This is a genomic window from Arthrobacter sp. SAFR-023 (assembly GCF_051965295.1).
GTDB lineage: Bacteria > Actinomycetota > Actinomycetes > Actinomycetales > Micrococcaceae > Arthrobacter.
In genome coordinates this window covers 86,831-110,397 of the sequence record NZ_JBQCMF010000016.1, presented here as the reverse complement: position 1 = coordinate 110,397, position 23,567 = coordinate 86,831, and the positions used below count along the sequence as shown (strand labels likewise).

27 protein-coding genes are annotated in these 23,567 nt (G+C 66.6%); 15 read left to right on the top strand and 12 right to left on the bottom strand.

Annotated features, from left to right (window positions below):
• The first annotated feature begins 19 nt into the window (after window positions 1-19).
• The 5 genes from aceB (at window position 20) to ACTHQX_RS17265 (ending at window position 5,093) form a co-directional block, all read left to right on the top strand.
• Complete coding sequence (gene aceB, locus ACTHQX_RS17285; protein ID WP_440158343.1) at window positions 20-1,618, top strand: malate synthase A; 1,599 nt, start codon at window positions 20-22, stop codon at window positions 1,616-1,618.
• Window positions 1,619-1,621: 3 nt separating this feature from the next.
• Entirely contained in the window at window positions 1,622-2,896 is a 1,275-nt protein-coding gene (locus ACTHQX_RS17280; protein ID WP_440158344.1) for a DUF6986 family protein, read from the top strand.
• 15 nt (window positions 2,897-2,911) lie between these two features.
• Window positions 2,912-3,724 carry a bifunctional allantoicase/(S)-ureidoglycine aminohydrolase gene (locus ACTHQX_RS17275; protein WP_236805102.1) on the top strand — a complete coding sequence of 271 codons (813 nt, stop codon included), beginning with the start codon at window positions 2,912-2,914 and terminating at the stop codon, window positions 3,722-3,724.
• Between the two features lie 169 nt (window positions 3,725-3,893).
• Window positions 3,894-4,250, top strand: coding sequence for a VOC family protein (locus ACTHQX_RS17270; protein ID WP_111904956.1), 357 nt, complete (start codon window positions 3,894-3,896; stop codon window positions 4,248-4,250).
• 33 nt (window positions 4,251-4,283) lie between these two features.
• Window positions 4,284-5,093, top strand: coding sequence for an SDR family oxidoreductase (locus tag ACTHQX_RS17265; RefSeq protein ID WP_440158345.1), 810 nt, complete (start codon window positions 4,284-4,286; stop codon window positions 5,091-5,093).
• A 100-nt stretch (window positions 5,094-5,193) separates the two neighbouring features.
• Here ACTHQX_RS17265 and ACTHQX_RS17260 read toward each other — a convergent pair whose 3' ends face one another.
• Window positions 5,194-6,369 (bottom strand): zinc-dependent alcohol dehydrogenase, encoded by a 1,176-nt coding sequence (locus ACTHQX_RS17260; RefSeq protein WP_236805104.1) that lies wholly within the window; start codon window positions 6,367-6,369, stop codon window positions 5,194-5,196.
• A gap of 196 nt (window positions 6,370-6,565) precedes the next feature.
• Between ACTHQX_RS17260 and ACTHQX_RS17255 the strand changes: the two genes are divergently transcribed.
• Window positions 6,566-6,868 (top strand): hypothetical protein, encoded by a 303-nt coding sequence (locus ACTHQX_RS17255; RefSeq protein ID WP_440158346.1) that lies wholly within the window; start codon window positions 6,566-6,568, stop codon window positions 6,866-6,868.
• 58 nt (window positions 6,869-6,926) lie between these two features.
• On the opposite strand, the gene ACTHQX_RS17250 is transcribed toward ACTHQX_RS17255, so the two are convergent.
• From ACTHQX_RS17250 to ACTHQX_RS17240, 3 genes are all read right to left on the bottom strand, one after another.
• Window positions 6,927-7,646 carry an HAD family hydrolase gene (locus ACTHQX_RS17250; RefSeq protein ID WP_440174633.1) on the bottom strand — a complete coding sequence of 240 codons (720 nt, stop codon included), beginning with the start codon at window positions 7,644-7,646 and terminating at the stop codon, window positions 6,927-6,929.
• Between the two features lie 11 nt (window positions 7,647-7,657).
• A complete protein-coding gene (locus ACTHQX_RS17245; RefSeq protein WP_440158348.1) occupies window positions 7,658-7,993 on the bottom strand; it encodes a YegP family protein in 336 nt (111 codons plus the stop codon).
• A 75-nt stretch (window positions 7,994-8,068) separates the two neighbouring features.
• On the bottom strand, window positions 8,069-9,874 hold the full coding sequence (locus tag ACTHQX_RS17240; protein WP_440158349.1) for a glycoside hydrolase family 15 protein: 1,806 nt from the start codon (window positions 9,872-9,874) through the stop codon (window positions 8,069-8,071).
• A gap of 197 nt (window positions 9,875-10,071) precedes the next feature.
• Between ACTHQX_RS17240 and ACTHQX_RS17235 the strand changes: the two genes are divergently transcribed.
• Genes ACTHQX_RS17235 through ACTHQX_RS17225 form a run of 3 tightly spaced genes read left to right on the top strand, consistent with a single transcriptional unit; the run spans window position 10,072 to window position 12,632 of the window.
• Entirely contained in the window at window positions 10,072-10,758 is a 687-nt protein-coding gene (locus ACTHQX_RS17235) for a GAF and ANTAR domain-containing protein (RefSeq protein ID WP_236809434.1), read from the top strand.
• 10 nt (window positions 10,759-10,768) lie between these two features.
• Complete coding sequence (locus ACTHQX_RS17230) at window positions 10,769-11,506, top strand: DUF72 domain-containing protein (RefSeq protein WP_440158351.1); 738 nt, start codon at window positions 10,769-10,771, stop codon at window positions 11,504-11,506.
• Between the two features lie 52 nt (window positions 11,507-11,558).
• On the top strand, window positions 11,559-12,632 hold the full coding sequence (locus ACTHQX_RS17225; protein WP_440158352.1) for an App1 family protein: 1,074 nt from the start codon (window positions 11,559-11,561) through the stop codon (window positions 12,630-12,632).
• A gap of 13 nt (window positions 12,633-12,645) precedes the next feature.
• Here ACTHQX_RS17225 and ACTHQX_RS17220 read toward each other — a convergent pair whose 3' ends face one another.
• Window positions 12,646-14,214 (bottom strand): glycoside hydrolase family 1 protein, encoded by a 1,569-nt coding sequence (locus tag ACTHQX_RS17220; protein WP_440158354.1) that lies wholly within the window; start codon window positions 14,212-14,214, stop codon window positions 12,646-12,648.
• 66 nt (window positions 14,215-14,280) lie between these two features.
• Entirely contained in the window at window positions 14,281-14,673 is a 393-nt protein-coding gene (locus tag ACTHQX_RS17215; protein WP_440158355.1) for a VOC family protein, read from the bottom strand.
• A 154-nt stretch (window positions 14,674-14,827) separates the two neighbouring features.
• Between ACTHQX_RS17215 and ACTHQX_RS17210 the strand changes: the two genes are divergently transcribed.
• Window positions 14,828-16,354, top strand: coding sequence for an AAA family ATPase (locus ACTHQX_RS17210; RefSeq protein ID WP_440158357.1), 1,527 nt, complete (start codon window positions 14,828-14,830; stop codon window positions 16,352-16,354).
• A 12-nt stretch (window positions 16,355-16,366) separates the two neighbouring features.
• On the opposite strand, the gene ACTHQX_RS17205 is transcribed toward ACTHQX_RS17210, so the two are convergent.
• The 3 genes from ACTHQX_RS17205 to ACTHQX_RS17195 form a co-directional block, all read right to left on the bottom strand.
• Window positions 16,367-16,756, bottom strand: coding sequence for a hypothetical protein (locus tag ACTHQX_RS17205; protein ID WP_236805114.1), 390 nt, complete (start codon window positions 16,754-16,756; stop codon window positions 16,367-16,369).
• 32 nt (window positions 16,757-16,788) lie between these two features.
• Complete coding sequence (locus ACTHQX_RS17200) at window positions 16,789-17,127, bottom strand: J domain-containing protein (RefSeq protein ID WP_440158359.1); 339 nt, start codon at window positions 17,125-17,127, stop codon at window positions 16,789-16,791.
• A gap of 90 nt (window positions 17,128-17,217) precedes the next feature.
• Complete coding sequence (locus ACTHQX_RS17195; RefSeq protein WP_236809437.1) at window positions 17,218-17,640, bottom strand: Hsp20/alpha crystallin family protein; 423 nt, start codon at window positions 17,638-17,640, stop codon at window positions 17,218-17,220.
• 137 nt (window positions 17,641-17,777) lie between these two features.
• On the opposite strand from ACTHQX_RS17195, the gene ACTHQX_RS17190 reads away from it, so the two are divergent.
• Window positions 17,778-18,092, top strand: a complete 315-nt coding sequence (locus ACTHQX_RS17190) for a MerR family transcriptional regulator (protein WP_236805116.1) — start codon at window positions 17,778-17,780, stop codon at window positions 18,090-18,092.
• A 10-nt stretch (window positions 18,093-18,102) separates the two neighbouring features.
• Here the strand turns inward: ACTHQX_RS17190 and ACTHQX_RS17185 are convergent, their stop codons facing one another.
• Window positions 18,103-18,408 carry an MmcQ/YjbR family DNA-binding protein gene (locus ACTHQX_RS17185; RefSeq protein ID WP_440158361.1) on the bottom strand — a complete coding sequence of 102 codons (306 nt, stop codon included), beginning with the start codon at window positions 18,406-18,408 and terminating at the stop codon, window positions 18,103-18,105.
• Between the two features lie 4 nt (window positions 18,409-18,412).
• A complete protein-coding gene (locus tag ACTHQX_RS17180) occupies window positions 18,413-19,189 on the bottom strand; it encodes a phosphatase PAP2 family protein (protein ID WP_440158362.1) in 777 nt (258 codons plus the stop codon).
• 124 nt (window positions 19,190-19,313) lie between these two features.
• Here ACTHQX_RS17180 and ACTHQX_RS17175 point away from each other — a divergent pair, with 124 nt between their 5' ends.
• The 3 genes from ACTHQX_RS17175 (at window position 19,314) to ACTHQX_RS17165 (ending at window position 21,628) form a co-directional block, all read left to right on the top strand.
• Entirely contained in the window at window positions 19,314-19,556 is a 243-nt protein-coding gene (locus ACTHQX_RS17175) for a hypothetical protein (RefSeq protein WP_236805118.1), read from the top strand.
• A 124-nt stretch (window positions 19,557-19,680) separates the two neighbouring features.
• A complete protein-coding gene (locus ACTHQX_RS17170) occupies window positions 19,681-19,878 on the top strand; it encodes a hypothetical protein (RefSeq protein ID WP_236805119.1) in 198 nt (65 codons plus the stop codon).
• 163 nt (window positions 19,879-20,041) lie between these two features.
• Window positions 20,042-21,628, top strand: a complete 1,587-nt coding sequence (locus ACTHQX_RS17165; protein ID WP_440158364.1) for an alkaline phosphatase D family protein — start codon at window positions 20,042-20,044, stop codon at window positions 21,626-21,628.
• Between the two features lie 32 nt (window positions 21,629-21,660).
• Here the strand turns inward: ACTHQX_RS17165 and ACTHQX_RS17160 are convergent, their stop codons facing one another.
• Window positions 21,661-22,533 carry an NAD-dependent epimerase/dehydratase family protein gene (locus tag ACTHQX_RS17160; RefSeq protein ID WP_440158366.1) on the bottom strand — a complete coding sequence of 291 codons (873 nt, stop codon included), beginning with the start codon at window positions 22,531-22,533 and terminating at the stop codon, window positions 21,661-21,663.
• A 289-nt stretch (window positions 22,534-22,822) separates the two neighbouring features.
• Here ACTHQX_RS17160 and ACTHQX_RS17155 point away from each other — a divergent pair, with 289 nt between their 5' ends.
• Complete coding sequence (locus ACTHQX_RS17155) at window positions 22,823-23,566, top strand: GAF and ANTAR domain-containing protein (protein WP_236805130.1); 744 nt, start codon at window positions 22,823-22,825, stop codon at window positions 23,564-23,566.
• Window position 23,567: the final 1 nt, after the last annotated feature.

Here is a 23,567-nt window from a genome sequence, read left to right as displayed (position 1 = left end):
GCCCTGGAAAGGACCCACAATGGCTATCACAGTCACAGACCCCCGGCCGATCGAGCGTGCGGAGGAGATCCTCACCCCGAAGGCCCTGGCGTTCGTGGAGGAGCTCCATAAGCGCTTCGCCGGCCGGCGCGGCGAGCTGCTCACGGCCCGCAAGGCCAAGCGCGAGCAGGTGGCCAGGACCGGCAGCCTGGATTTCCTGCCGGAAACCAAGAACGTGCGCGACGGCGACTGGAAGGTTGCGCCGGCACCAGCGGCCCTGCAGGACCGCCGGGTCGAGATGACCGGGCCGGCTTCGCCGGCCAAGATGGCCATCAACGCGCTGAACTCCGGCGCGAAGGTGTGGCTCGCCGACCTTGAGGACGCCAGCACCCCCACGTGGGACAACGTCATCGACGCCATCCTCAACCTCCGCGATGCCGCCACCGGGACGCTGAGCTACACCTCCCCCGAGGGCAAGGAGTACCGGCTCCGCAGCGACGCCCCGCTGGCCGTCGTCGTGGCCCGCCCCCGCGGCTGGCACATGGAGGAGCGGCACCTGCTGCTCGACGGCGAACCCGCCGTCGGCGCGCTGGTGGACTTCGGCCTGCACTTCTTCCACGTCGCCAAGCAGCTGGTGCTCAACGGCCAGGGCCCGTACTACTACCTGCCGAAGATGGAGAGCCACCTCGAGGCCCGGCTGTGGAACGACGTGTTCGTGTTCGCCCAGGACTACCTCGGCCTCGGCCAGGGCACCATCCGCGCCACTGTCCTGATCGAAACCATCCCGGCGGCGTTCGAGATGGACGAGATCCTCTACGAGCTGCGGGACCACGCCTCGGGCCTGAACGCCGGCCGCTGGGACTACCTGTTCAGCATCATCAAGTACTTCCGCGACGCCGGCGCCAGCTTCGTGCTGCCGGACCGCGCCACCGTGGCCATGACGGCGCCGTTCATGCGGGCCTACACGGAGCTGCTGGTCAAGACCTGCCACCACCGCGGTGCCTTCGCGATGGGCGGCATGGCCGCGGTCATCCCCAACCGGCGCGAACCCGAGGTCACCGCCCAGGCCTTCGAGAAGGTCCGCGCGGACAAAACCCGCGAGGCGAACGACGGCTTCGACGGCTCGTGGGTGGCCCACCCGGACCTCGTGCCCGTCTGCCAGGAGGTCTTCGATTCAGTGCTCGGTGACCGCCCCAACCAGCTGGACAAGCAGCGCCCCGAGGTCTCGGTCACGGCCGGCCAGCTCCTGGACATCGCCTCTGCCGAGGGCCAGGTCACCGAAGCCGGCCTCCGCCTGAACCTCAACGTCGCGGTGGCCTACACCGCCGTCTGGATCTCCGGCAACGGCGCGGTGGCCATCCACAACCTGATGGAGGACGCCGCGACGGCGGAAATCTCCCGTTCACAGGTCTGGCAGCAGATCCGCAACGAGGTGGTCCTGGCGGACACGGGCAACAAAGTTACCCGCGAGCTGGTCACCCGGATCCTCGCCGAGGAAACCGAAAAGCTGCGCGGCGAGGTGGGCGAAGAAGCGTTCGTCCGCTACTACCAGCCCGCCAGCGCCCTGATCGGCGACATCTGCCTCTCCGAGGACTACACGGACTTCCTCACCACCCCCGCCTACGAACTGGTGGGCTGAGGCATGGCGGTACCCGAAACATCGCTGACCGCGGCGGACCTGGCCCGGATCGATGGGCAGCTGGCGGACACCGACCGGCTGCTCGAGCAGAACTACCCGGGCGACGACGGCTCCCGCCAGCCCGTCCACACCGTGTACGTCCCCGCTGACCGTTTCACGCCGTCGCTCGCCGCCGACTGGGGAACCCAGGCGCTGGCGACGGCGGCCGCCCACGGCGGGCTGGCCCGGCTCGGTTCGCTGCTGGGCCAGGACGCCGAGCTCGCCGAGGCCGTCGCTTCCCGGGTGGAGGCGAAGCTGGGCGCAGAACCGATCGAAGACCTCCGGCTCGACTTCGAGGACGGGTTCGGGGACCGGGGCGACGACGCCGAGGACGCCGCCGCGGTTGCCGCGGCGTCCGCCGTGGCGGCCGCTGTGTCGGCCGGCTCCGCGCCGCCGTTCATCGGGATCAGGTTCAAGTGCTTCGAGGCCCCCACTCGCGCCCGCGGGCTGCGAACCCTCGACCTGTTCGTCTCCGGCCTGGCCGCAGCGGGCGAACTGCCCGAGGGCCTGGTCCTGACGCTGCCCAAGGTCACCACCGTGGCGCAGGTGCAGGCCATGGATTACGCGGTCTCCCGGCTGGAGGAAATCCATTCGCTCCCCGCCGGCCGGCTCCGGTTCGAGGTGCAGGTGGAGACGCCGCAGCTCATCCTCGGACCGGAGGGAACCTCCCCTGTGGCACAGCTGCCGCATGCCGTCCCCGGCCGGATCAGCGGCCTGCACTACGGCACGTACGACTACTCCGCCTCCCTGCAGATCTCCGCCGAATACCAGTCCATGGAACACCCGGTGGCCGACTTCGCCAAGGAAGTCATGCAGCTGGCCGTGGCAGGTACCGGCATCCGGCTGTCCGACGGATCCACGAACATCATTCCTGTGGGCGACAACGTGGAAAACGCCTGGCAGCTGCACGGCCGCCTGGTGCGCCGTTCCCTGGAGCGCGGCTTCTACCAGGGCTGGGACCTGCACCCGGCCCAGCTCCCCAGCCGCTTCGCGGCAACGTATGCCTTCTACCGCCAGGGCCTGCCGGCCGCGGCGGCCCGGCTGCGGAACTATGTGGAGCAGACGGAAGGCGGCGTCATGGACGAGCCGGCCACGGCGCGTGCGCTCGCCGCGTTCGTGCTGCGCGGCGTGCAGTGTGGCGCCGTCGGGGCCGAAGAGGTCCAGGCACTCGCCGCCGTCGGGATCCCCCAGCTGACTGCACTGGCCCACCCACGGTTGGCCACCACTTCCAACTCCTAAGTAAGGAATCTCCCCATGGGAAAGTACTACTCCCCCGAAGGCGGACTGCCGCCGCAGACCCACCTGACCACTGAGCGGGCCATCGTCACCGAGGCCTACACGGTCATTCCCAAGGGCGTCATGACCGACATCGTGACCAGCAACCTGCCGGGATTCAGCAACACCCGTTCCTGGATTATCGCCCGCCCCATTTCCGGTTTCGCCACCACGTTTTCCCAGCTGATTGTTGAGATCGGCGCGGGCGGCGGCGCGCCCAAGGCCGAGTTCGAGGCCGGCGTCGAAGGCGTCATCTTCGTGACCCGCGGCAAGGTCAGCCTCACCCTCGACGGCGAACTGCACCAGCTTGAGGAGGGCGGCTACGCCTACCTAGCCGCCGGTTCGGAGTGGGGCCTGGAGAATGTCTCCGACGACGTCGTGTCCTTTCACTGGATCCGCAAGGCCTACGAACGGCTTGAGGGTTATGAAGCCAAGTCCTTCGTGACCAACGAGAAGGATGTGGAGCCGACGTCGATGCCGGACACCAATGACGTCTGGAAGACCACCCGCTTCACGGACTCCAGCGATTTGGCCCACGATATGCAGGTGAACATCGTGACGTTCCAGCCGGGCGGCGTGATTCCCTTCCCGGAAACCCATGTCATGGAACACGGCCTGTACGTCCTGGAGGGCAAGGCCATGTACCTGCTGAACAACGACTGGGTGGAGGTGGAGGCCGGCGACTTCATGTGGCTGCGCGCCTTCTGCCCGCAGGCCTGCTATGCCGGCGGCCCAGGCGAATTCCGCTACCTGCTCTACAAGGACATGAACCGCCAGGTCCGCCTGACCTAGTCCAATCCCACGTCGCCCCAATCCCACATCGCCGAGACCGCCGGAAGACTGCCAGCACGCTGGAAGCTTCCGGCGGTTTCGCGTGTCTCCGGCGATTTCGATTCCCGCGTGCACGTCAGCCCGCCCGAAACCCCTTGCGTCACAACTGCACGCACGGAAGCATGGGGGCATGCTGACGATCGGAACGACTGTCCTCGGCGTCGACGACGTCGCCCGCGCCACCGCCTTTTGGTGTGACGCCCTCGGCTACATCCCCCGGGAGGACGGCGACGAAACGTGGGTGGTGCTCGTCCCGCAAAAGGGCGACGGCGCCCGGCTCGCCCTCATGCTCAGCGAGACTCCGGTGCAGTCCCATCCGCGCCTTCACCTGGACCTCTATGCCGACGACCAGGCAGCGGAGGTGGAGCGGCTCGTCGAGCTCGGGGCAGCCAGGGTGGCTTGGGACTCGTATCCGGATGACCCGGACTTCATCGTGCTGGAAGACCCGGACGGAAACCGCTTCTGCGTCGTCGATGCGGCGGCCTGACCCCTCAAAAGGGACCACACGGAAGGACGCACCATGAATTTCTCGCCCGACTTCTCGCCCCGCACGGCCATCGTCACCGGCAGCGACTCCGGGATCGGCCGCGCCACCGCGGTGGCCCTGGCCGAGGCGGGACTGGACGTCGGTGTCACCTGGCACTCGGACCGGGACGGTGCCGAGCGGACGGCGGAGGAGGTCCGTGCAGCGGGCCGGAACGCGGTGGTCCGGCAGCTCGACACCACCGACCTCCTGGCGTGCGCCGGCGTCATCGAGGCCTTGGCAGAGGACCTGGGCGGCGTCGACGTGTTTGTCAACAACTCCGGCACGGGTGACGGCACCAAGTTCCTCGAGCTGAACTATGAGACCTGGGCCAAGACCCTGGACACTAACCTCAACGGCGCCTTCCTCTGCATCCAGGCGGCAGCCCGCCGGATGGTCGACGCCGGGCGGGGCGGCCGCATCATCGCCGTCACGAGCGTCCACGAGACGCAGCCGCGGGTGGGCTCGTCGGCCTACGACGCGTCCAAGCATGGGCTGGGCGGGCTGATCAAGACCATTGCGCTGGAACTGGCCAGCCACGGCATCACCGCCAACTCGGTGGCCCCCGGCGAAATCGCGACGCCGATGACGGGCCAAGCCGATGAAGACCCCCGCACCAAGGACCGGCCCGGCGTTCCCCTCGGGCGGCCCGGCGATGCCCGGGAGGTGGCCGCGGTCATCGCGTTCCTTGCCTCTCCGGCGTCGAGCTACGTCACCGGGGCGTCATGGGCGGTCGACGGCGGGATGCTCCAGATGGGGCCGCAGGCCGGCTCGCACATCACCGGCCACGAGTGGCGCGAGCAGTAGGAGAAACGGAAAGCGGCTGGCGGGTGAGTCACCCGCCAGCCGCCGTCCCGGACCTCGCTGCTAAAGCCCGGTGTCTATATCCCGGTGCCGCACTTGCCGGTCAGGGCTTGAGGACCACCTTGATGCAGCCGTCCTCCTTCTTCTGGAACTTCTCATACAGCTCCGGCGCGTCGGCCAGCCCCGCGGTGTGGGTGACCAGATCCATCACGCCCAGCGGATCGGCGTCGTCCTCCACCAGCGGGAGCAGCTCGTCCGTCCACCGGCGGACGTTGCACTGGCCCATGCGGAGCTGGATCTGCTTGTCGAACATGGTCAGCAACGGCATGGGGCTGGCCGTGCCGCCGTACACGCCGCTCAGGGACAGCGTGCCGCCGCGGCGGACCGCGTCAATGGCCGTGTGCAGCACCGCGAGACGGTCCACTCCGGCAGTTTCCATGGCCTTCTGCGCCACCTTGTCGGGCAGGAGCCCCAGCGCCTGGTGCGCGAAGGCTGCCACCGGCGAGCCGTGCGCCTCCATACCGACGGCGTCCACCACCGCGTCCGGTCCCCTGCCGCCGGTCATCTCGCGCAGTTCGTCAGCCACGCCCTTCGCATAGTCCAGGACCTCGACGCCGTGTCGCGCCGCCATCTCGCGGCGTTCCGGTACCGGATCCACGCCGATCACGCGCTGGCCCAGGTAGGTGCCGATGCGGGAGGCGAACTGCCCCACTGGGCCCAGCCCGAAGACCGCCAGGGTGCCGCCGGCCGGAGCATCGGCGTATTTCACGCCCTGCCAGGCGGTGGGAAGGATGTCCGAGAGGAACAGGTACCGTTCGTCCGGCAGTTCCTGCCCCACCTTGACGGGGCCGTAGTCCGCGAATGGCACCCGCAGGTACTCCGCCTGCCCGCCGGGCACGGAGCCGTACAGTTCCGAGAACCCGAACAGCGCGGCCCCGGAGTTCTTTTCCCGGACCTGGCTGGTTTCGCACTGCGACTGCAGGCCCTGCGAGCACATGTAACAGTGGCCGCAGGAGATGTTGAAGGGTATGACCACGCGGTCGCCCTTTTTCAGGTTGGTGACGGCGCTCCCCACTTCCTCCACGATGCCCATGGGTTCATGCCCCAGCACATCGTCCTTGTGCATGTAGGGGCCAAGCACCTCGTACAGGTGGAGATCCGAGCCGCAGATCGCGGACGACGTGATTCTCACGATCGCATCCGTGGGCTCCTTGATGACCGGGTCCGGTACCTCCTTCACGCTCACCGAGCGCTTGCCTTGCCAAGTCAGTGCCTTCAATGAAATGCCTTCCTGTAGCTGCACGTCGCGTCCTTTCGACCGTAACGTGCTCCGGTCACAATGTGAAGATCAGTATGCTTATCAATTGTCTGAGGCCGCGGAGGCGGAAGGACGCATCCTTGCCTTTTCTCTTGTTTCGGCCAGAGAAGGCTCCTAGCGTAGGAACTGTTCTTGCCCCCAAGGAAAGGCGCCCGTCATGTCGCTGTACCAGCCCGAACCGGTGGAAATCTCCACACGCATGCGCCCAGGCGAATGGACAGAGGCGAGCCTCGAGGAACTGGTGAGCACCTACCAAGCAAAGATCCTCGCCATGGGGGCGGCGGTTTCGGACGTGCTCACCGAGGTGGTCCGGAACGACGACGGCTCCGTGGCAGTCGCGGTGTCGTGGAACAAGGGGACCTACGCCGACGAGCCCGAGGGGGGCGCGTTCACGAACACCGAGTCCACGAACACCCAGTCTACGAACACCCAGTCCGGGGCAGACACGGCCGGGGCCTGACCGCATCTGGGCCTCCAAGCCGGGACCCTCAAGCCCGGCCCCTTCAAACCGCGAAGCCCTATCCGGCCAGCAACCTGCCGATCGCGCTGCCGTCCAGGTTGTCGAGGAGCTGCCGCGGACCGTCATAGACCTCAACGGCCCCCGCTTCCCGCAGCTCAGCTTCGCTGGTGCCCCCGCAGGTGAGGGCTATGGTGGGGATACCGAGTTTGCTGGCCGCCATGACATCCCAAACCGCGTCCCCCACATAGACGGCCCCGGAGGCGTCAAGCCCCACGGCCTCCAGCGCCGCCACAAGGATGTCCGGCTCGGGCTTGCTGTTCTCCGCATCATTGGAGCTCGTCGCGGCGTCGATAAAGTCATCCGCCGACAGGGCCGAGCGAAGCGCTTCGAGATCCTGTTCCCTCGCAGAAGAGGCCAGAGCCACCGCCAGTCCATTTTCCTTGCACTTGGCCAGCAGGTCGCGGGCCCCATCCAAGGGGCGGAGTGACGGCCAGTAGGTGCCGAAAACCCCGGAATGGGCGGACAGAATAGTCTCGTCCACGTCCTTGTTCCGGGAGTCCGGCAGCAGACTGTCAACCAGGCGCGCCCCACCCATCCCCACACAGCGGTGGATCCGGGCCATGGGCACATCGAAGCCCGACTGGCGGAACGCCTGCCACCAGGCAAGGGTGTGGATATAGGCGGAGTCGATCAGGGTCCCGTCAACATCGAACAGGACCCCCTTCTCTCTGCGCTTCCCCGGTGACAACTGATTCTGCGACCCTTTACTTTCCGACACTCCAGCCGACCTCAGTGCTCGGCCAGCATCGGCGCGGGGACGCGGTCAGACCCGGGCACCCGGTGCGACGCGGCCCTCGGCGACCCATAACCGATGCCCACCGTCGACTTCATCGCCTGCCTTGCCGGCTTTCCATGACGCTTAGGGGCCGGGCGCTTCACTGCGTCCTTGCAGCGGTCACGAATCAGCCCCGTACCGGCAATCTCCCTGGCCTGGGCAACCCCGGCAACTGCTGCTCGTTTCGTCGGAAAGGTGACGGATACCGCCATCAGCGCCCCCGATCCATCCAGCAGCCGGATCCTGTAACCGCCGTCGGGAGCGTCCACCAACTCGAAATATCCAGCCATTTGGCTCTCCTCCTTCTTCACCCTTCGGTGACGTGTTTAGTAAGTATACTTACCTAACGCCAAAGATGAGAGCTGTCATCCGGTACCGGCCTTGGACGGGAGCGGCCTGTCGCTTCGGCGGGGCCGGCGCTGGTTCAGTTCCAGCGCACTGGTCACCAGCGCGAAGTGGCTGAACGCTTGGGGGGTGTTCCCCAAGTGCCGACCACTCTGGACACCCCATTCCTCGCTCAGCAGGCCGACGTCGTTGCGCAGCGACAGCAGCCGCTCGAACAATTCCGTGGCCTCCCTGCGCCGGCCTGCTCCAAGCAGCGCCTCCACGAGCCAGAAGGAACAGGCGAGGAACACCCCCTCGGCCCCCGGCAGCCCGTCGTCGCTCGCTTCCGGCCGGTACCGGAGCACGAACCCGTCCTCCGTCAGTTCACGCTGAATCGCATCAATGGTGCCGAGCACCCGCGGATCGTCGGGCGGAAGGAAACCCACGCGGGGAATCAGGAGCAGGCTGGCATCGAGTTCGGGCCGGCCATAGCTCTGCGTAAAGGTGTTCCGGCCGGGGTCGAAACCGTTCGCCATGACCTCGGCATGGATGGTGTCGCGGAGTGCCTCCCAGCGGTCCGCCGGACCGGGAAGCCGGGAATCCCGGACCCCCTTGACCATCCGGTCTGCCGCCACCCATGCCATCACCTTGGAGTGGGTGAAATGGCGGCGCGGACCGCGCATCTCCCACAGCCCGTTGTCCGGCTGGTCCCAGGCGCCTTCGAGGTATTCCATCAGCGCCACCTGGACGTCCCAGGCTTCGTCAGTGTGCTTTAGCAGCGAGTTGCGGGTCAGGGCTAGGCAGTCCAGCACTTCACCCCACACATCCAGCTGCAACTGGCCGGCCGCGGCGTTGCCCACCCTCACCGGCGCCGAATTCTCATAGCCCGACAGCCAAGGCAGTTCCATTTCCGGCAGCCTGCGTTCGCCGTGGATCCCGTACATGATCTGCAGGTCGGCCGGGTCGCCTGCCACGGCCCGCAGCAGCCAGTCGCGCCAGGCCGCGGCCTCGGAGGTGTAGCCTGCGGCCAGCAGCGCCTGCAGCGTCAGAGTGGCATCGCGGAGCCAGCAGTACCGGTAGTCCCAGTTCCGCGGCCCGCCCAACTGCTCCGGCAGCGACGTGGTCACGGCCGCAACGATCCCTCCGGTGGGTGCGTAGGTTAGGGCCTTGAGGGTAATCAGCGAGCGCTGGACCGCATCTTTGTACGGCCCGGCCACCTTGCATTTGTCTGCCCACTCCTGCCAGAAACGCTCGGTGGAGTCCAACACTTCTTCCGGATCCACGGAACGGGGCCGGCGCACATGGCTGGGCGCCCACGTCAGCACGAACGGCACCCGTTCGCCGGCCTTCACGGTGAAGTCGCTGACGGTGTGCATGCGTTCGCCCCGCAGCGGGGCAGTGGTCACCAGGTAGGCAGAATCAGGACCGGCGATGGCATGGAGACCGTGGCTGTCCCGGCGCACCCAGGGCATGATGTGGCCGTAGTCGAAGCGCAGGGCCAGCTCGCTTCTCATCCGGACATGTCCGTGCAGCCCCACCACGATCCGCACGATGTCCGCGACCTCGTCACGGGGCGGCATGAAGTCAATAACCCGGACCGCGCCGTCGTCGGTTTCCCACTCGGTTTCCAGGATGAGGGTGTGCCGGCGGTAGCGGCGCCGCGTGCAGCCGCCCCCGGCTGCCGGGGCGAGGAGCCAGCGGCCGGCTTCGGGGGTGTCCAGGAGCGCATTGAAGCAGGCGGGGGAATCGAACCGAGGAAGGCACAGCCAGTCAATGGAACCTTCAGTGCTGACCAGGGCCGCGGTGTGCAGGTCCCCGACCACCGCATAATCCTCGATGCGTACCATGCCCTTACAGTGCCACAGCCGGACCCGCCGCACGAGGGGTGGCCGGGTGTAGCCTGAGGTTAGGCGGAGCGGCCGCCGGAGCCTGCCAGTCAACCTTGCCTCGTCTTCCCGGCGCTGTGCCGGGTTGCGGGGCGGAATTGGAGCCCTGAGTGGATAGTCGCGTGAATGAAGCCGACGTGGTGGGGCACGTCCAGGACATGTTGCTGGACACCCAGGATGTCCAGGATTTCCTCGACGAGCTGGCCCGGTTCTCGGCGGAGAGCATGTCGGGGCCGCGCGGCCAGGTCTATTGCGGCATCACCCTCCTGCGGCACCGTTCGGCGGCCACCGTGGCCAGCAGCAGCGAGCACGCCCAGGCGGTGGACGAGATCCAGTACCAGTTTGGCGACGGCCCCTGCCTGCGCTCCTGCCGGGAGGGCGTCCTGGTCCACGTACCGGACTTCGAGCTCGATTCAGAGTTTCCGGATTACAACGACACCGTGCTGAAGAACGGCATCCGTTCGGTTTTGGCGGTCCCCTTCGAGCTGCCCGGGGCCGATGCGCGCGCGGGCCTCAACCTGTACTCCGAGAAGCCGAACGCCTTTGACGCCTCCGCCGTGGAGAGGGCAGTCAACTACGTGCGGCAGGCCTCCAAGGGCCTCAGGCTCGCGGTCCTGCTCGCCCAGCGCACCGACAACGCGGCCAACCTGAGGAAGGCGATGGAATCGCGAACCATGATTGACACGGCCGTCGGCATCATCATTGCGCAGAACCGCTGCAGCCAGGAGGACGCCATCAACCTCATCAAGTCGGCGTCCAGCACGCGCAACCTGAAGCTGCGCGACGTCGCTGCTGCCATCGTGGAGTCCGCCGGCGGCGGCCCCCTAGCCACCCACTTCGACTGAGTTCCCACGGATGAACATCCACATCGGAACGTCCGGCTGGAGCTACGACCACTGGGAGAATGTGCTGTATCCGCCGGGGCTTCCCACCCGGGACCGGCTGCAGCATTATGTGGCACGGTTCAGCACAGTGGAGCTGAACGCCAGCTTCTACCGCTGGCCGCGGGACACCACGTTCGCCGGCTGGCGGACCAGGTTGCCGGACGGGTTTTCCCTGTCCGTCAAAGCCCCGCGCGGCCTCACCCACGGCAAGAAGCTGTACGGTCCCGAAGTCTGGATCGAACGGATCTCGCGGTGCTGGCACGAACTCGGCGACAAGCGCGCCGTGCTGCTGGTCCAGCTGCCTCCGGGCATGGCGAGGGATGACGCCCGCCTGGGCTATTTCCTCGGCGCCGTGCCCGAGTGGATCCGGGTGGCCGTGGAATTCCGCCATCCGAGCTGGGAGCAGCCGGAGGTGTACGGGCTGCTGGAACGGCACGGGGCGGCGTACACCATCATGAGCGGCGCCAACCTGCCCTGCAACCTGCAGGCGACCGCCCCGTTCGTCTACGTCAGGCTGCACGGGCCCGACCACCAGCACCTGTACGGCGGCTCCTACTCGGACGAGGAACTGGGCTGGTGGGCTGACAGGATCCGGGAGTGGCGCGGCTCCGGACGGGACGTCTTCGCGTATTTCAACAACGACGGCGGAGGCAACGCCGTGCGCAACGCCGCCACCCTGCGCGGCATGTTGGGAGACGGCTGGGAGTAACAGAGAACGGGACGGCAACCCATGGGCCCCTGCCCTGTGGCAGAGTGAAGGCATGTACATGGCGTCACAGGAATCACCGTTGGCAGGGACGAGTTTGTCAGGAACGCGCGTCTTCCGCCTGGCCCATTGGCTCTCGGATGCGATCAATACGGCGCGCCTGAAGACCGCCCGGCGCTGGAAGTTCGAACCCAAGACCGTCGCGTATCAGGGCTATGGTTCCACCGAGTGGGTCCGGGTCCTGGGCAGGGTGGTGCTGGCCAGCAAGCCCGTGCCCGGCAGCCGCGCCGACCATGCCGCCCGGAACGGCACCGAGAATGTGCGCGGCTGGCGAGCGTTCACCAGCGTTCCCATTCCCGGCTCGGACGTGGAGATTGAGATCGGCGGAACAGTCACAAAGGTCAAGGCGGACCGCGGCGGCCTGGTGGACATCGATATTCCGGTGTCCCTGGCGCCCGGCTGGCACACCGCCGTACTGCGTTCCGCGGGCGCCGAGCCGGCGGAAGCAAGCATCTTTGTCATTGCCCCCGGTACCCAGTTCGGCATTGTCTCCGACATCGACGACACCGTCATGGTCACGGCACTCCCCCGGCCCTTCCTGGCGCTCTGGAACACCTTCGTCCTGAGCGAGCGGGCCAGGATGGCCACCCCCGGCATGGCCGTGCTGCTGGACCGGCTCACCGTTGAGCATCCGGACGCGCCGGTCATCTATCTCTCAACGGGGCCATGGAACGCGGCGCCCACGCTCGCACGGTTCCTGACCCGGAACATGTATCCCGCCGGCCCGCTGCTGCTGACAGACTGGGGACTGACCCAGGACCGCTGGTTCCGCAGCGGCCAGGAGCACAAGCGCCGCAACCTTGAGCGGCTGGCGGCGGAGTTCCCGCACATGCGCTGGCTGCTCATTGGCGACAACGGCCAGCATGACGAGCAGATCTACTCGCAGTTCACTCAGCACAACGCGGACAAGGTGGCAGCCATCGCCATCCGGCAACTGTCCGTGAGCGAGGCCGTCTTCGCCGGCGGGCACTCTGAAGACGGGGACCACAGCGCCTCGACAGTGCCATGGATCTACTCCCCGGACGGCGCGGGCATAGCCCGCCAGCTACGGAACCTCGAACTGCTCTAGGTGCCCGGCCTGCTTAGGTGACCGGCCCGCCGTCGGGCGTTCCGCCGTCGGACATCCCTGCATCGGTCAGCATTCCATCAGCCATGGCTCCGTCCGGTTCTGCAGCCGCAGCCGCGACGGCAGCATCCGCGGACGCGGCCAGCTTCCGTTCCTCCTGGAGCTCCTGGAACCAATAGAACGAGGCCTTCGGCGTGCGCACCTGCGTCTCGAAATCCACATGCACCAGTCCGAACGGCTGCTTGTACCCGCCGGACCATTCGAAGTTGTCCATGAAGGACCAGACGTAATAGCCGCGCAGGTCGATCGCCTCGGCCTCGCCGCCGGGGGCCGTGGCTCGGAGGGCGGTGCCGAGGTGATCGGAGAGGTAGCGGACCCGCCGCTCGTCGGGGATGAAGGTCCGGTTCGTGGACTTGTCGAGGACCCTGATGTCCTCGAAGCTGGCCCCGCCCTCGGTGATAATCACGGGCGGAAGGTTTGGGTACCGTTCAGCCATTTCCTTGAGCGCCACGGCCATGTACTCGGGCTTCACCGGCCAGCCGTAGGCAGTGGTTTCCGTGTCCGGCCACGGTTCGATGTGGAGCGGAGCACCGGGCGTGGCGTCCTTGAGGTCATCTCCCATCGCCTCCGCCATCGCCGCCGGAACGGGGCTGTCGCCCCCGCCCGCCGCCACCCGGGTGGGCATGTAGTAGTTCATGCCGTAGAAATCCAGCGGCTGGGAAATGACGGCCATGTCCTCGTCCGGATGGTCGAAGGACGAGAAGAACTTCCCGAGGCGGATCAGGTCCGGATACTTCCCGGTAAGCACGGGGTCCGCATAGAGCCGGTTCTGCGCCATGTCCATCGCTCCGGCACTCATCCAGTCAAGGGGGTTGCCGGAGTTGGGCACCACGGGTGAGTACACGTTGGTCATGCCGATTTCTCCGGGCACCCTGGCGGCCCGAAGGGCCTGCAGGGCCAGGCCGTGGCCCAGCAGCTGATGGTGCACGGTGGGCAGGCCGTTGGCGAAGTCAGCCTTTCCCGGGGAGTGCAGGCCCAGGGCATAACCGTTGGTGGTCACGGTGGCGGGTTCATTGATGGTCACCCAGCGCGCCACCCGGTCCCCGTAGGCGGCCGCGGCGATGGCGGCAAACTCCCCCAGCCGGTAGGCGGTGTCCCGGTTGAGCCAGCCGCCGTCCTCATCGAGAGCCAGCGGAGTGTCCCAGTGGTAGAGCGTGACCATCGGCGAAATTCCGTTGGCCAGCAGCTCGTCCAGCAGCCGGTCGTAGAAGTCCAGGCCGGCCCGGTTCACCGCTCCACGCCCGTCCGGCTGGATCCGCGGCCATGCCAGGGAGAACCGGTAGGAGTCGACGCCCAGCTCCTTCATCAGGGCCACGTCCTGCGGCATGCGGTGGTAGTGGTCGCACGCCACGGCGGGGCTGTGCCCGTCCACGATGTTCCCGGGTTTGGCGGCAAAGACGTCCCAGCCCGCGGGTCCGCGGCCGTCCTCATCGAGCGCCCCTTCAATCTGGAAGGCGGCTGTCGCCACCCCCAGGGTGAAATCGGCCGGAACCATGGCTGCCAGTTCTTTGGCGGAAGGATGCATCGCTGGACCTCTGTGACGTTGTGAAAGGCCGGTGGGCCAAAACTTCAGATTGCCGGAGTCTACCGCTCAGGGCGCCGCGCTGCCCGGATTGATCACAGAAATCACGTTCCCGGCCGGGTCCTTGAACCATGCGATATCCGGGCCCATCCCCCGGGCTATTCCCTTTTCGTCCGTGGGGAGGCCGGGATCGTCGTAAATCTTGGTCTGGACGCCGGCCGCGTTGAGCTCGTCAACCGCCGCTTCGACGTCGTCCACCACCAGGTTGAGGACGGTGAAGGTGGCCGGTTCATGGTTGTCCTTGGGGTAGACAAAAATCCTGTGGCCTTCCGGCATGGACAGCTCCAGCGTCCCCATCGCGCCGTCGGAGACGGCCAGGCCGAGCGTCTGCCCATAGAACTCCCGGGCGCGGGCCACATCGTTGACGCTAAAGCTGGAAAACGAACCCTTGGGCGCAAACATGGCCTTCTCCTTCGACGGCTCCGGTCCTTCAACAGCTCAAGACGACTGCGGTACCGATGGACTGTGGCACCCCTGGACTGCGGTACCTCCCAGAATGGCACAGGGCGGGGCCGCTGACGAGGGGACCTTGACCGGCGCTGGTAGGGTCTGCGGCATGGATGAAAAATTGGGGAAGTTCATCGATGATTTCGCGCAGCTGGTGCAGATCGCCCAGTCCGGGCAGCACCGCGTAAAGGCCGGGCGGCAGTTGCTGACAACAATCACCGAACATCTGGCGATGCCGGCCGAATCACTTGCTGTGGTGGTGGAGGAGGTGCCGGCGCACCGGTTCATGGACGCAGACATCCTGATGGCCGAGCTCGCCGCCGAGGACGCGGAGTTCCGGCTGGTGGGCATCGGCGGCGGTGACCAGCGCCACCACCAGTCCCTGAGCGACATGCTGCAGCAGTCGCAGTTCTTCCCGCAGTTTCCGTTGTCGCAGCCCGATTACATCAATCTGGCTGTGGGGCCTGATGAACAGCGGCAGGCCGTGGCGCTGGGCCTGTGGCTGTTCAGGCATGCGGGCAGCCCTGTTGCTGTCCTGCAGCGGGACGCGGCTCCACGGTACGGGCGGCAGACTGCGTGCCTGGAGGTTCTGGCTGCCGACGCCAAGAACGCCGCGGACTTCCTGGCCGAGTTCCGCCGGCGCATGCAGCGCGGCAGCGTCCTGAAGGGCCAGGTCATTTCCCTGGTCATGGGAGAGTACGGGCCCAGCACCGGAGGCGTGACGTTCCACGCCCGGCCGGAACTCACCGCCTCCGACGTCATCCTGCCCCAGGGGCTGCTCCAGAAAGTCGCTGATCACGCCCTCGGCATCGCCGCGCACCGGGAGTCGCTGAACGAGTACGGCCAGCACCTCAAGCGTGGCATCCTGCTCTACGGGAAACCGGGGACCGGCAAGACCCACACGGTGCGGTACCTGCTGAGCCAGAGTGCCGGCATCACCGCGATCCTGCTGTCCGGAGGATCCCTGGCCAGGATCTCCGAGGCGGCCGCTATGGCCCGGGCCCTCCAGCCTTCAATCGTTGTGCTTGAGGACTGCGACCTGATCGCCGAGGACCGGAGCTTCGGGCACGGGCCGCAGCCGCTGCTGTTCGAGGTGCTGGACGCCATGGACGGCCTGGACCACGACGCCGACGTCGCATTCGTCCTCACCACCAACCGCGTGGACATGCTCGAACGCGCCCTTGCCCAGCGCCCCGGCCGCGTGGACCTCGCCGTGGATATTCCGCTGCCGGCAGCGGACGAGCGCGTAAGGCTGGTGACGCTGTACGCGCGCGGCATTCCGTTCAGTCCGGAGGCTGTCCGGGACGCTGCCGCCCGCACCGAAGGAACAACGGCCTCGTTCGCACGCGAGCTGGTCCGCCGTGCCGTCGTGCGTGCCGCACTGCACGCCGCACCCGTGGCAGACAACCACCTGCTCGGGGCGGTGGAAGAACTGATGGCCGACGGCGAGACCCTCACCAGGAGCCTGCTGGGCAGCGGCCCCGCCGGCGGCGGGGACGGGCAGGGCGGCTTCGCTGTTCCAGGCTTCACTGGCCCGGGAATTGGCGGGCCGGGTTCACCCCGGCCGGGCTTCTTCCCAGGGCCTGATTTTCCAGGGCCTGATTTTGGCAGCGTTGGTTTCGCCGGGCCGGGTTAGTCCCGTTGCGGATCAGTCCACCAGCGGCGGCGGCCCAAAGAGGAATTCGTTGGCGTGGGACACGGCCTTGCGGAAGGCGTCATTCCGCAAGCCCACCAGGTTCTCGGAGCCGGCCTCGCCAGGCTCAAGGAACTGTGTGAGGCCAGGGCGAAGCACCCAAATGTCCCCGGCCGGCGGCAGGTAGAACACTCCGAACGTACGGTGCTGGCGGTCGTCGTCGGACCAGATGGGCACCACGGCCAGGGCGGCACCGGTTGTGGGATTGATCCACTGTGCGCGGGGAAGTGGCTCCTCATGGGCCTCGGGATCCAGGAACGGCGCTGTGCCCTTGCCCCAGCGCTGCTCGAAGCGCTCATGGAAGGCCGGGATCAGGTGAGAGTCGTAGCGGCGCCAATCGCTCATGGCTGTGGTTCTCCTCTGACGCTCGGGTCGGTTCAGGCCCAGGGTCCGCTCTCCCATCTGACGCGGGTGACGCGCAGCGGCGGTTCACGGTGCCGGACTACATGGACCGGAATACTGTGTGGCTGGCTGGTTGATGGGTCGGGAGCCCCGGCACGAAGGATCTGGCGGTCGTAGGCCGCCCGGCGCTTCGGGTCCCGAAGCACGGAGAAGGCCTGCATGACGAGCTGCAGCTCGGCTGGTACCGCGTCGCCGTTGGCGAGATCCGGATGGTGGCGGCGCAGCAGCGCGCGGTAGGCACGGGCGACTTCCTGCTGCGACGCGCGGTGCGGAATCTGCAGCACCGCATAGTAGTCCGGTGCGGGTGTGGTCATCACTGAAGCCTGTTCAGGTGGTTGTTCCTATAGCCGTGGCCGGGGCGGCCTTCGGGTAGGTGAAGGCCGCCCCGCCAGCGTGGCGGCCGGCTACGTCTCGATCTGCTGCAGCTGTCCCTTGCTTTCGATCTCGATCTTCCGTGGCTTTGCCTGCTCGGCGACCGGGATCCGGAGAGTCAGCACTCCGTAGTCGTAGCTGGCCTTGATGTTGTCCGCGTCCAGCGTGTCCCCGAGAATGAGCTGCCGGCTGAAGACGCCGCGTGGCCGCTCGGAAACCACCAGTTCGACGTTAGGCTGGGTGGCATCCCGGCGCTCCGCCCGGACAGTGAGGACGTTCCTTTCAACGTTCAGGTCCACGGCGTCCGGCGAAATCCCTGGCAGGTCAAAGGCCACCACAAATTCCCCGTCTTCCTGCCAGGCATCCATCGGCATGGCCGCCGGACGGGCTGCTGTTCCGAAGACCTGCTGGGTGAGACGGTCCAGCTCACGGAACGGGTCGGTACGGATTAGCATCATTTCCCACTCCCTTCAGCATGTAGGTTCTATGGCTACCCATCACCGTTATCTATGGTGGTGGATATAGATTTTTTATAGCACTGGTGACAAACTTGGGCAAGGGGAAAATCAGGAAAATTTGGACGGGGAATCACATGGCCAACCGGGACAGCACTGGGCGCGGGCTGTACGCCATTTCGGTGGTGGCGGAGCTCGTGGGAACAGGCCAGCAAAACATCCGGCTCTATGAGCGCCGCGGCCTGCTGACCCCGGAAAGGACCGACGGCGGCACCCGCCAATACAGCGAATCGGACCTGGCCGTCCTGCGCCGCATCGGAGAACTCCTGGACGAAGGGCTCAACCTGGCGGGCGTGGCGAAGGTGCTGGAACTGGAAATGGACAACGCCCGTCTCCGGCGGCAGCTGAAGCTTGCCCGGGCCCGAAGCGCCCGCCCGGACGAGGGCGATTGATCCCTGCAGGCTACAGCCGGCCGCCGGCAAGCCGGAAGGACTCCTCGAGCAGTTCGGCGAGCAGGCCGCCGTCGACCCTTGAAAGCCGGACGAGGACCAGCTGCGGTGAACGCTCATGGTGCGGGGTCCAGAAATATGTCTCCGGATCCGTGCCGGCCAGAGCCTCGCGCTCCTCGGTTTTGACCGTGAGCACGTCCCTTTCCCAGATGCGGGCCATCAGGGTTTTAGCGAACCAGGCTGGCTGGTTCCAGCTGACGCGCTCGGTCACGCCCGGCAGTGCAAGGCAGATCCTGCGGACATCCGCTTCAGTGGCCATGCTTTCAGTCCGGGGCGTCGGCCTTGGAAAGCTCGCCCGTAACTTCCTCGCCCGGCACCCGGGCGGTGCGCCAGGTGTCGACGGCTATCACGGCACCGAGCACCACCAGCGAGAGTGCCACGGAAGCGACGGCGTCGCTCACCCAGTGATAGCCCAGGTACAGCCGGCTGACGGACGCCAGGATTACTCCGATGATGGCACAGACAAAACCGACCACTGTTGTTTTTGGTTTCCGGTGGCGGGAAAAGACCAGGAATGCCGTAATCAGCAGGAAGTCAGAGGCCCCCAAAACGTGGCCCGACGGGAAAGAAAAGGTGTGGTCTGCGCCGAACAGCATCTGGTCCACGGGAGGGCGTTGTCTGTCGACCGACCGGCCGATGAGCTGCGCCAGCCCCACGCCGGTGAGCATTGCCGCCGCCAGCAGAATCGGCCGCCACGCATGCTTCGCCAGGATGCCCCATGCCACCGTGACAACGAGGACGATGATGGGCAGCGCCACGGGCCCGAAGATGACAGCCAGGACAATCATCACCACGGTCAGGACCTGCGAGCGCGTCGTCAGGAGCCACCTCCAGGACTCGTCATCAGCGCTGGCCAGCCCGTCATGATCCTGGACGCCTGCGAGAGCGAAGAAGAAGACGACTGCCCCCACAACCGCAAGGACGACCGCCGTCACGTAGAGCGCCTTCCGCGCACCAGGTTCCATGTAGCGTTCTTCAACCACAAACTTGTCGTGGAAGACGCGCCACCACCCCTGCTTGTCCGCTGATTCTTCTGCCACCTGAAAGACCGCCTGTGTGCGCCGGGGAAAACTGCCTTAGAAGTGAAATCCTAAGCCCCCTTACGGATGTCCTTCCCCGCTGTTACGGTAAAACTTCCAGCCCCACGAGGTCTCAGGAGACGACATGAGCACTGAAGGAAACGGCCAGGAAGACCAGAACAGCGGAACTTCACCGCAGACCCAGGGGGATGGCGTCCCGGACTCCGGTAGCGGCGTCGCGGTGGGCGCCGGCGAGCCGAATACTTTTGAGCCGGAAGAAGGCACGGACAGCACGCGGACCGGAGCGCCCGGCAGCGACCAGATTGCCACGGCGGAGGACACGCCGGACGTCGAGGAAACACCGGTGGACACCACCGAACCCAGCTGACCCGGCTGCGCCCCCGAGCCGCATGCAGAACCGCGAGGCCAGTTCCGGTAGCCCTGTCGTGAATGACAGGCGCGGTGGATAATTAGTTCCACATTCAAGTGGCAACGGGGCTACGGAGGCTGCCGTGAGGATCATCGGACTACTTGTGGTCATCTGGCTCATCATCGGCGTATTTGCCGCGTTTCAGCGGGGCTACTTTGGCGGCTCCCCGAACTCGTGCACGGAGGCCGGAACCGTGGCGATCACCATAGCCGCGGGGCCGCTGAACTACATGGGCGCCAACCCCAAGCTGACCTGCGAAGTGCCGCAGCCTTCCAAGTAGGCAGCCTTCCAAGTAGGCAGCTTTCCTAGTAAGGGCGCCTTCCAACTGGCAGCGGCCTTCCGGGTGCAGCAGCTGCCCGCTTACCCGGACGGCGCGTTTCCGTTCACTCGCGATTCACGCGCGCGTCCTCGCCCGTCCAAGCGGCCCCGTTAGGTTCGGGGCCATGGACATCACTCGCAGAACACTCATCACCAGCAGCCTCGGTGCAGGCCTCGTCATCGCCCTGCCCGGCACCGCCGTCGCCGATCCCCGGAACGCAGAAGCGAGCCTCCCCACAGATCCCTTCACCCTGGGCGTCGCGTCCGGCGACCCCTGGCCCGATGGCTTCGTGCTCTGGACCCGGCTCGCGCTCAACCCGCTCGCAGAAGACGGACTGGGCGGCATGCCCTCCCGCGTTGTCGCCGTGGCCTGGGAGGTTGCCGAGGACCCTGCGATGCGGAAGGTCGTCCAGCGCGGCGTGGAGCAGGCCCTGCCGGAAAGCGCCCACTCGGTCCACGCGGAAGTGCGCGGCCTGCAGCCCGGGCGCGAGTACTTCTACCGGTTCCGCGCCGGCCGCCACATCAGTCCTATTGGCCGCACACTGACCAGCCCGGCCTGGTACGAAACGCCGGCGGCCCTGTCCATGTCCTTCGCCAGCTGCGCCCAGTACGAGCACGGTTTCTTCACGGCCTACCGCCGCCTCGCCGAGGACCAGCCGGATCTGGTGCTGCACCTCGGCGACTACCAGTACGAGTACAAGAAGGGCTCCTACGTGACCGGCGGCGGGAACGTCCGCGACCACGAGGGCCCGGAGACGGTGACGCTGGAGAACTACCGCCAGCGCCACGCCCAGTACAAGGCCGACGCCGACCTCCAGGCTGCGCATGCCGCGGCGCCGTGGCTGGTGGTCTGGGATGACCACGAGGTGGATAACAACTGGGCGGACGAGGTCCCGGAAAACGCGGACCCGGCCCAGCTGAACAACACTGCGGCCAACTTCAGGAAGCGCCGGGCCGCCGCGTTCCAGGCGTACTACGAGAACATGCCGCTGCGCGCACCGTCCATGCCCGCCGGCGCAGACATGAAGATCTACCGCACGGTTCAGTGGGGCCAGCTTGCCAGCTTCCACATGATGGACACCCGCCAGTACCGCGACGACCAGTTGGCGGGGGACGGCTGGCGCAAGAACGTCCAGGAGCGTCTGGCGGAGAACCGGACCATCACCGGGGCCGATCAGGAGCAGTGGCTGGTGAACGGTTTCCGGAAGTCCAAGGCGCGCTGGGACCTCCTGGGGCAGCAGGTGTTCTTCGCCGAGCGGGACCGCAACCAGGCCGCCGACATCGAGGACGTGTCCATGGACGGCTGGGACGGCTACGCTTCCTCCCGCCGCCGCATCACCCAGGGTTGGGTGGACGCCAAGGTGCGCAACGCCGTCGTCCTCACCGGCGACGTCCACCGCAACTGGGCCAACGACGTCAAGGTCGACTACAAGGATCCGGACGCGCCGGTGGTGGGCTCGGAACTGGTGTGCACATCCGTCACCTCCACAGGCAACGGCACGGGCTCCGTCTCGGACCCCACCATGGCCTGGAACGACCACCTGAAGTTCTTCAACGACCAGCGCGGCTATGTCCGGACCACCATCGCGAAGGATTCCCTGACGGCAGATTTCCGGGTGCTGGACTACGTCAACACCCCGGGCGCAGCGGTCAGCACCAAGGCGTCCTTCCGGATCGACGACGGCGTGCCCGGCCTCCAGCCCCGCGCCTAGTTCCCCGCTTCCCACGGGACAGCTGTGGGTGGTCAGTCCTCGGTGGGCGTGGTGCGGGTCGAGTGGTAGTTCCGCCAGCTGTGCTCGGGCGCGTAGCCAAGGAGCCGCTTGGCCTTGTCGATGGACAGCAGGGTTTCATGCTCGCCGAGCTCCTTTGTCACCTTCACCTGCGGGAACACCTCCGCTGCCAGGCTGGCGGTGGAGCGGCTCATGACGGTGTCCTCGTTGGCGATGATGAACGCCTCGAACCCCGGTGTGCGGTATTCCAGCGCGCGTGCCACCGCCTGCGCGCCGTCGCGCGCATCGATGTAGCCCCAGAGGTTCCACTTGCGCAGGGCCGCGTCCCGGTCAAAGGACGGAAACTCCTCGTAGTCCTCCGGATCCATGACGTTGGAGAACCGGAGGCCAACGATGCTCAGCGCCGGGTCCCACCGCGTCATCTGGACGGCCATCTGCTCCTCCAGGTGCTTCACCAGCGAGTAGGTGCTTTCCGGCCGGGCCGGATACTCCTCGTCCACGGGGATGTAGGGAGGGTCGACGTCGAACGGCAGTCCCAGCACCGTCTCACTGGAGGCGTACACGATTTTCTTGATCCCGGCCCTGCGGGCCGCCTGGAACACGTTGTAGGTGGACAGCATGTTGTTTTCGAAGGTGGCGGCGTCCGGCACCAGGCCGGGTGCCGGAATGGCGCCCAGATGGACTATCGCGTCGAAGCCCTGGTGCCGGTCGTCCAAACCCATGATGACGTCAACGACCTGCCCGTAGTTCCGCAGGTCCACGGCGGCGAACTGTGGACTCCGGCTCCCCGTCCGGTCCAGGTTGAGGACCGAATGGCCGTCCCCCACAAGCCTGCGGACCACGTTCCGTCCAAGTTTTCCGCTGCCTCCCGTTACGGCAATTCTCACCGCGGCCTCCTCCTGTTCGCTGGCCGGCCCTGGTCCGGGCGGCCGTGCTCCGATGGCCGCAGCGGCTATCGCCGCCCGGCACCTTCCCCCAGCCTAGGGCCCGCGGCTGTAACCGCTGCCATGGCTCATGAAGAACTGGTGTATATTTTCTCGGTACGGTTTAGCAGAAGGCCGTTGGATTGTTGTTCGATCCGGCACCTTGCTTGCTGCTACCGCCCCGGCCACGGGGTCCCCTGCACTGCACGCCCGCCGGTTCGTCTTGACCTGAGCGAAACGGTACCGAAAAATCGTGGCCAGCGAGTCCACCGCAAAACCTGAAACCTCAATCACGGAGCACCTCAACGAGCTTGTGCTCAGCAGCTCCGACGTGGGCGAATTCCTCCATGAACTTGCCCGGATCTCCGCACGCAGCCTCTCCGAACCGGGCGACGAGGTCCTCTGCGGCGTGACCCTGCTGCGGCACCGCAAGGCAGCAACCGTAGCAAGCAGCAGCCCCGAGGCGCAGGCCATGGACGAGATCCAGTACGACTTCGGCGACGGCCCCTGCATGACGGCATCGCGCGAGCAGGTCACGATCCATATCACGGACCTGGAAAACCACGACCGCTGGAAGAGCTACGCCGAGAAGGTCGTGGGGTACGGCGTCCGCTCCATCCTCGCCATCCCGTTCGTGCTCGAGGGCGAGACCCGGGCCGCCTTGAACCTTTACTCGCACCGAAAGGGCCGCTTCGAGGGCCGGGTCCTTGAACTGGCGCAGGACTTCGTCAGCCAGACCTCAATGGCCCTCCGGCTGGCCGTCCGCTTCGCCCATTACAGCGACGCCGCGGCCAACCTCAAGGCCACGCTGGAAACCAGGACGGTAATCGACGTCGCCGTCGGCGTGATCATGGCGCAGAACAGGTGCAGCCAGGAGGAAGCCTTCGAGCTGCTCAAAGCAGCGTCGAGCACCCGCAACATCAAGCTGCACAGCGTTGCGACGTCGATCGTTGACTCGCTGGGCCAGGGCCCGGCGAAGACCCACTACCAGGGCTAAG

What these genes read in the sequence shown, in the direction of transcription:
- aceB (WP_440158343.1), top strand. Translation starts at nt 20, where the DNA reads ATGGCTATCACAGTCACAGACCCCCGGCCGATCGAGCGTGCGGAGGAG.
- ACTHQX_RS17280 (WP_440158344.1), top strand. Translation starts at nt 1,622, where the DNA reads ATGGCGGTACCCGAAACATCGCTGACCGCGGCGGACCTGGCCCGGATC.
- ACTHQX_RS17275 (WP_236805102.1), top strand. Translation starts at nt 2,912, where the DNA reads ATGGGAAAGTACTACTCCCCCGAAGGCGGACTGCCGCCGCAGACCCAC.
- ACTHQX_RS17270 (WP_111904956.1), top strand. Translation starts at nt 3,894, where the DNA reads ATGCTGACGATCGGAACGACTGTCCTCGGCGTCGACGACGTCGCCCGC.
- ACTHQX_RS17265 (WP_440158345.1), top strand. Translation starts at nt 4,284, where the DNA reads ATGAATTTCTCGCCCGACTTCTCGCCCCGCACGGCCATCGTCACCGGC.
- ACTHQX_RS17255 (WP_440158346.1), top strand. Translation starts at nt 6,566, where the DNA reads ATGTCGCTGTACCAGCCCGAACCGGTGGAAATCTCCACACGCATGCGC.
- ACTHQX_RS17245 (WP_440158348.1), bottom strand. Translation starts at nt 7,993, where the DNA reads ATGGCTGGATATTTCGAGTTGGTGGACGCTCCCGACGGCGGTTACAGG.
- ACTHQX_RS17240 (WP_440158349.1), bottom strand. Translation starts at nt 9,874, where the DNA reads ATGGTACGCATCGAGGATTATGCGGTGGTCGGGGACCTGCACACCGCG.
- ACTHQX_RS17235 (WP_236809434.1), top strand. Translation starts at nt 10,072, where the DNA reads ATGTTGCTGGACACCCAGGATGTCCAGGATTTCCTCGACGAGCTGGCC.
- ACTHQX_RS17230 (WP_440158351.1), top strand. Translation starts at nt 10,769, where the DNA reads ATGAACATCCACATCGGAACGTCCGGCTGGAGCTACGACCACTGGGAG.
- ACTHQX_RS17225 (WP_440158352.1), top strand. Translation starts at nt 11,559, where the DNA reads ATGTACATGGCGTCACAGGAATCACCGTTGGCAGGGACGAGTTTGTCA.
- ACTHQX_RS17220 (WP_440158354.1), bottom strand. Translation starts at nt 14,214, where the DNA reads ATGCATCCTTCCGCCAAAGAACTGGCAGCCATGGTTCCGGCCGATTTC.
- ACTHQX_RS17215 (WP_440158355.1), bottom strand. Translation starts at nt 14,673, where the DNA reads ATGTTTGCGCCCAAGGGTTCGTTTTCCAGCTTTAGCGTCAACGATGTG.
- ACTHQX_RS17210 (WP_440158357.1), top strand. Translation starts at nt 14,828, where the DNA reads ATGGATGAAAAATTGGGGAAGTTCATCGATGATTTCGCGCAGCTGGTG.
- ACTHQX_RS17205 (WP_236805114.1), bottom strand. Translation starts at nt 16,756, where the DNA reads ATGAGCGATTGGCGCCGCTACGACTCTCACCTGATCCCGGCCTTCCAT.
- ACTHQX_RS17200 (WP_440158359.1), bottom strand. Translation starts at nt 17,127, where the DNA reads ATGACCACACCCGCACCGGACTACTATGCGGTGCTGCAGATTCCGCAC.
- ACTHQX_RS17195 (WP_236809437.1), bottom strand. Translation starts at nt 17,640, where the DNA reads ATGCTAATCCGTACCGACCCGTTCCGTGAGCTGGACCGTCTCACCCAG.
- ACTHQX_RS17190 (WP_236805116.1), top strand. Translation starts at nt 17,778, where the DNA reads ATGGCCAACCGGGACAGCACTGGGCGCGGGCTGTACGCCATTTCGGTG.
- ACTHQX_RS17185 (WP_440158361.1), bottom strand. Translation starts at nt 18,408, where the DNA reads ATGGCCACTGAAGCGGATGTCCGCAGGATCTGCCTTGCACTGCCGGGC.
- ACTHQX_RS17175 (WP_236805118.1), top strand. Translation starts at nt 19,314, where the DNA reads ATGAGCACTGAAGGAAACGGCCAGGAAGACCAGAACAGCGGAACTTCA.
- ACTHQX_RS17165 (WP_440158364.1), top strand. Translation starts at nt 20,042, where the DNA reads ATGGACATCACTCGCAGAACACTCATCACCAGCAGCCTCGGTGCAGGC.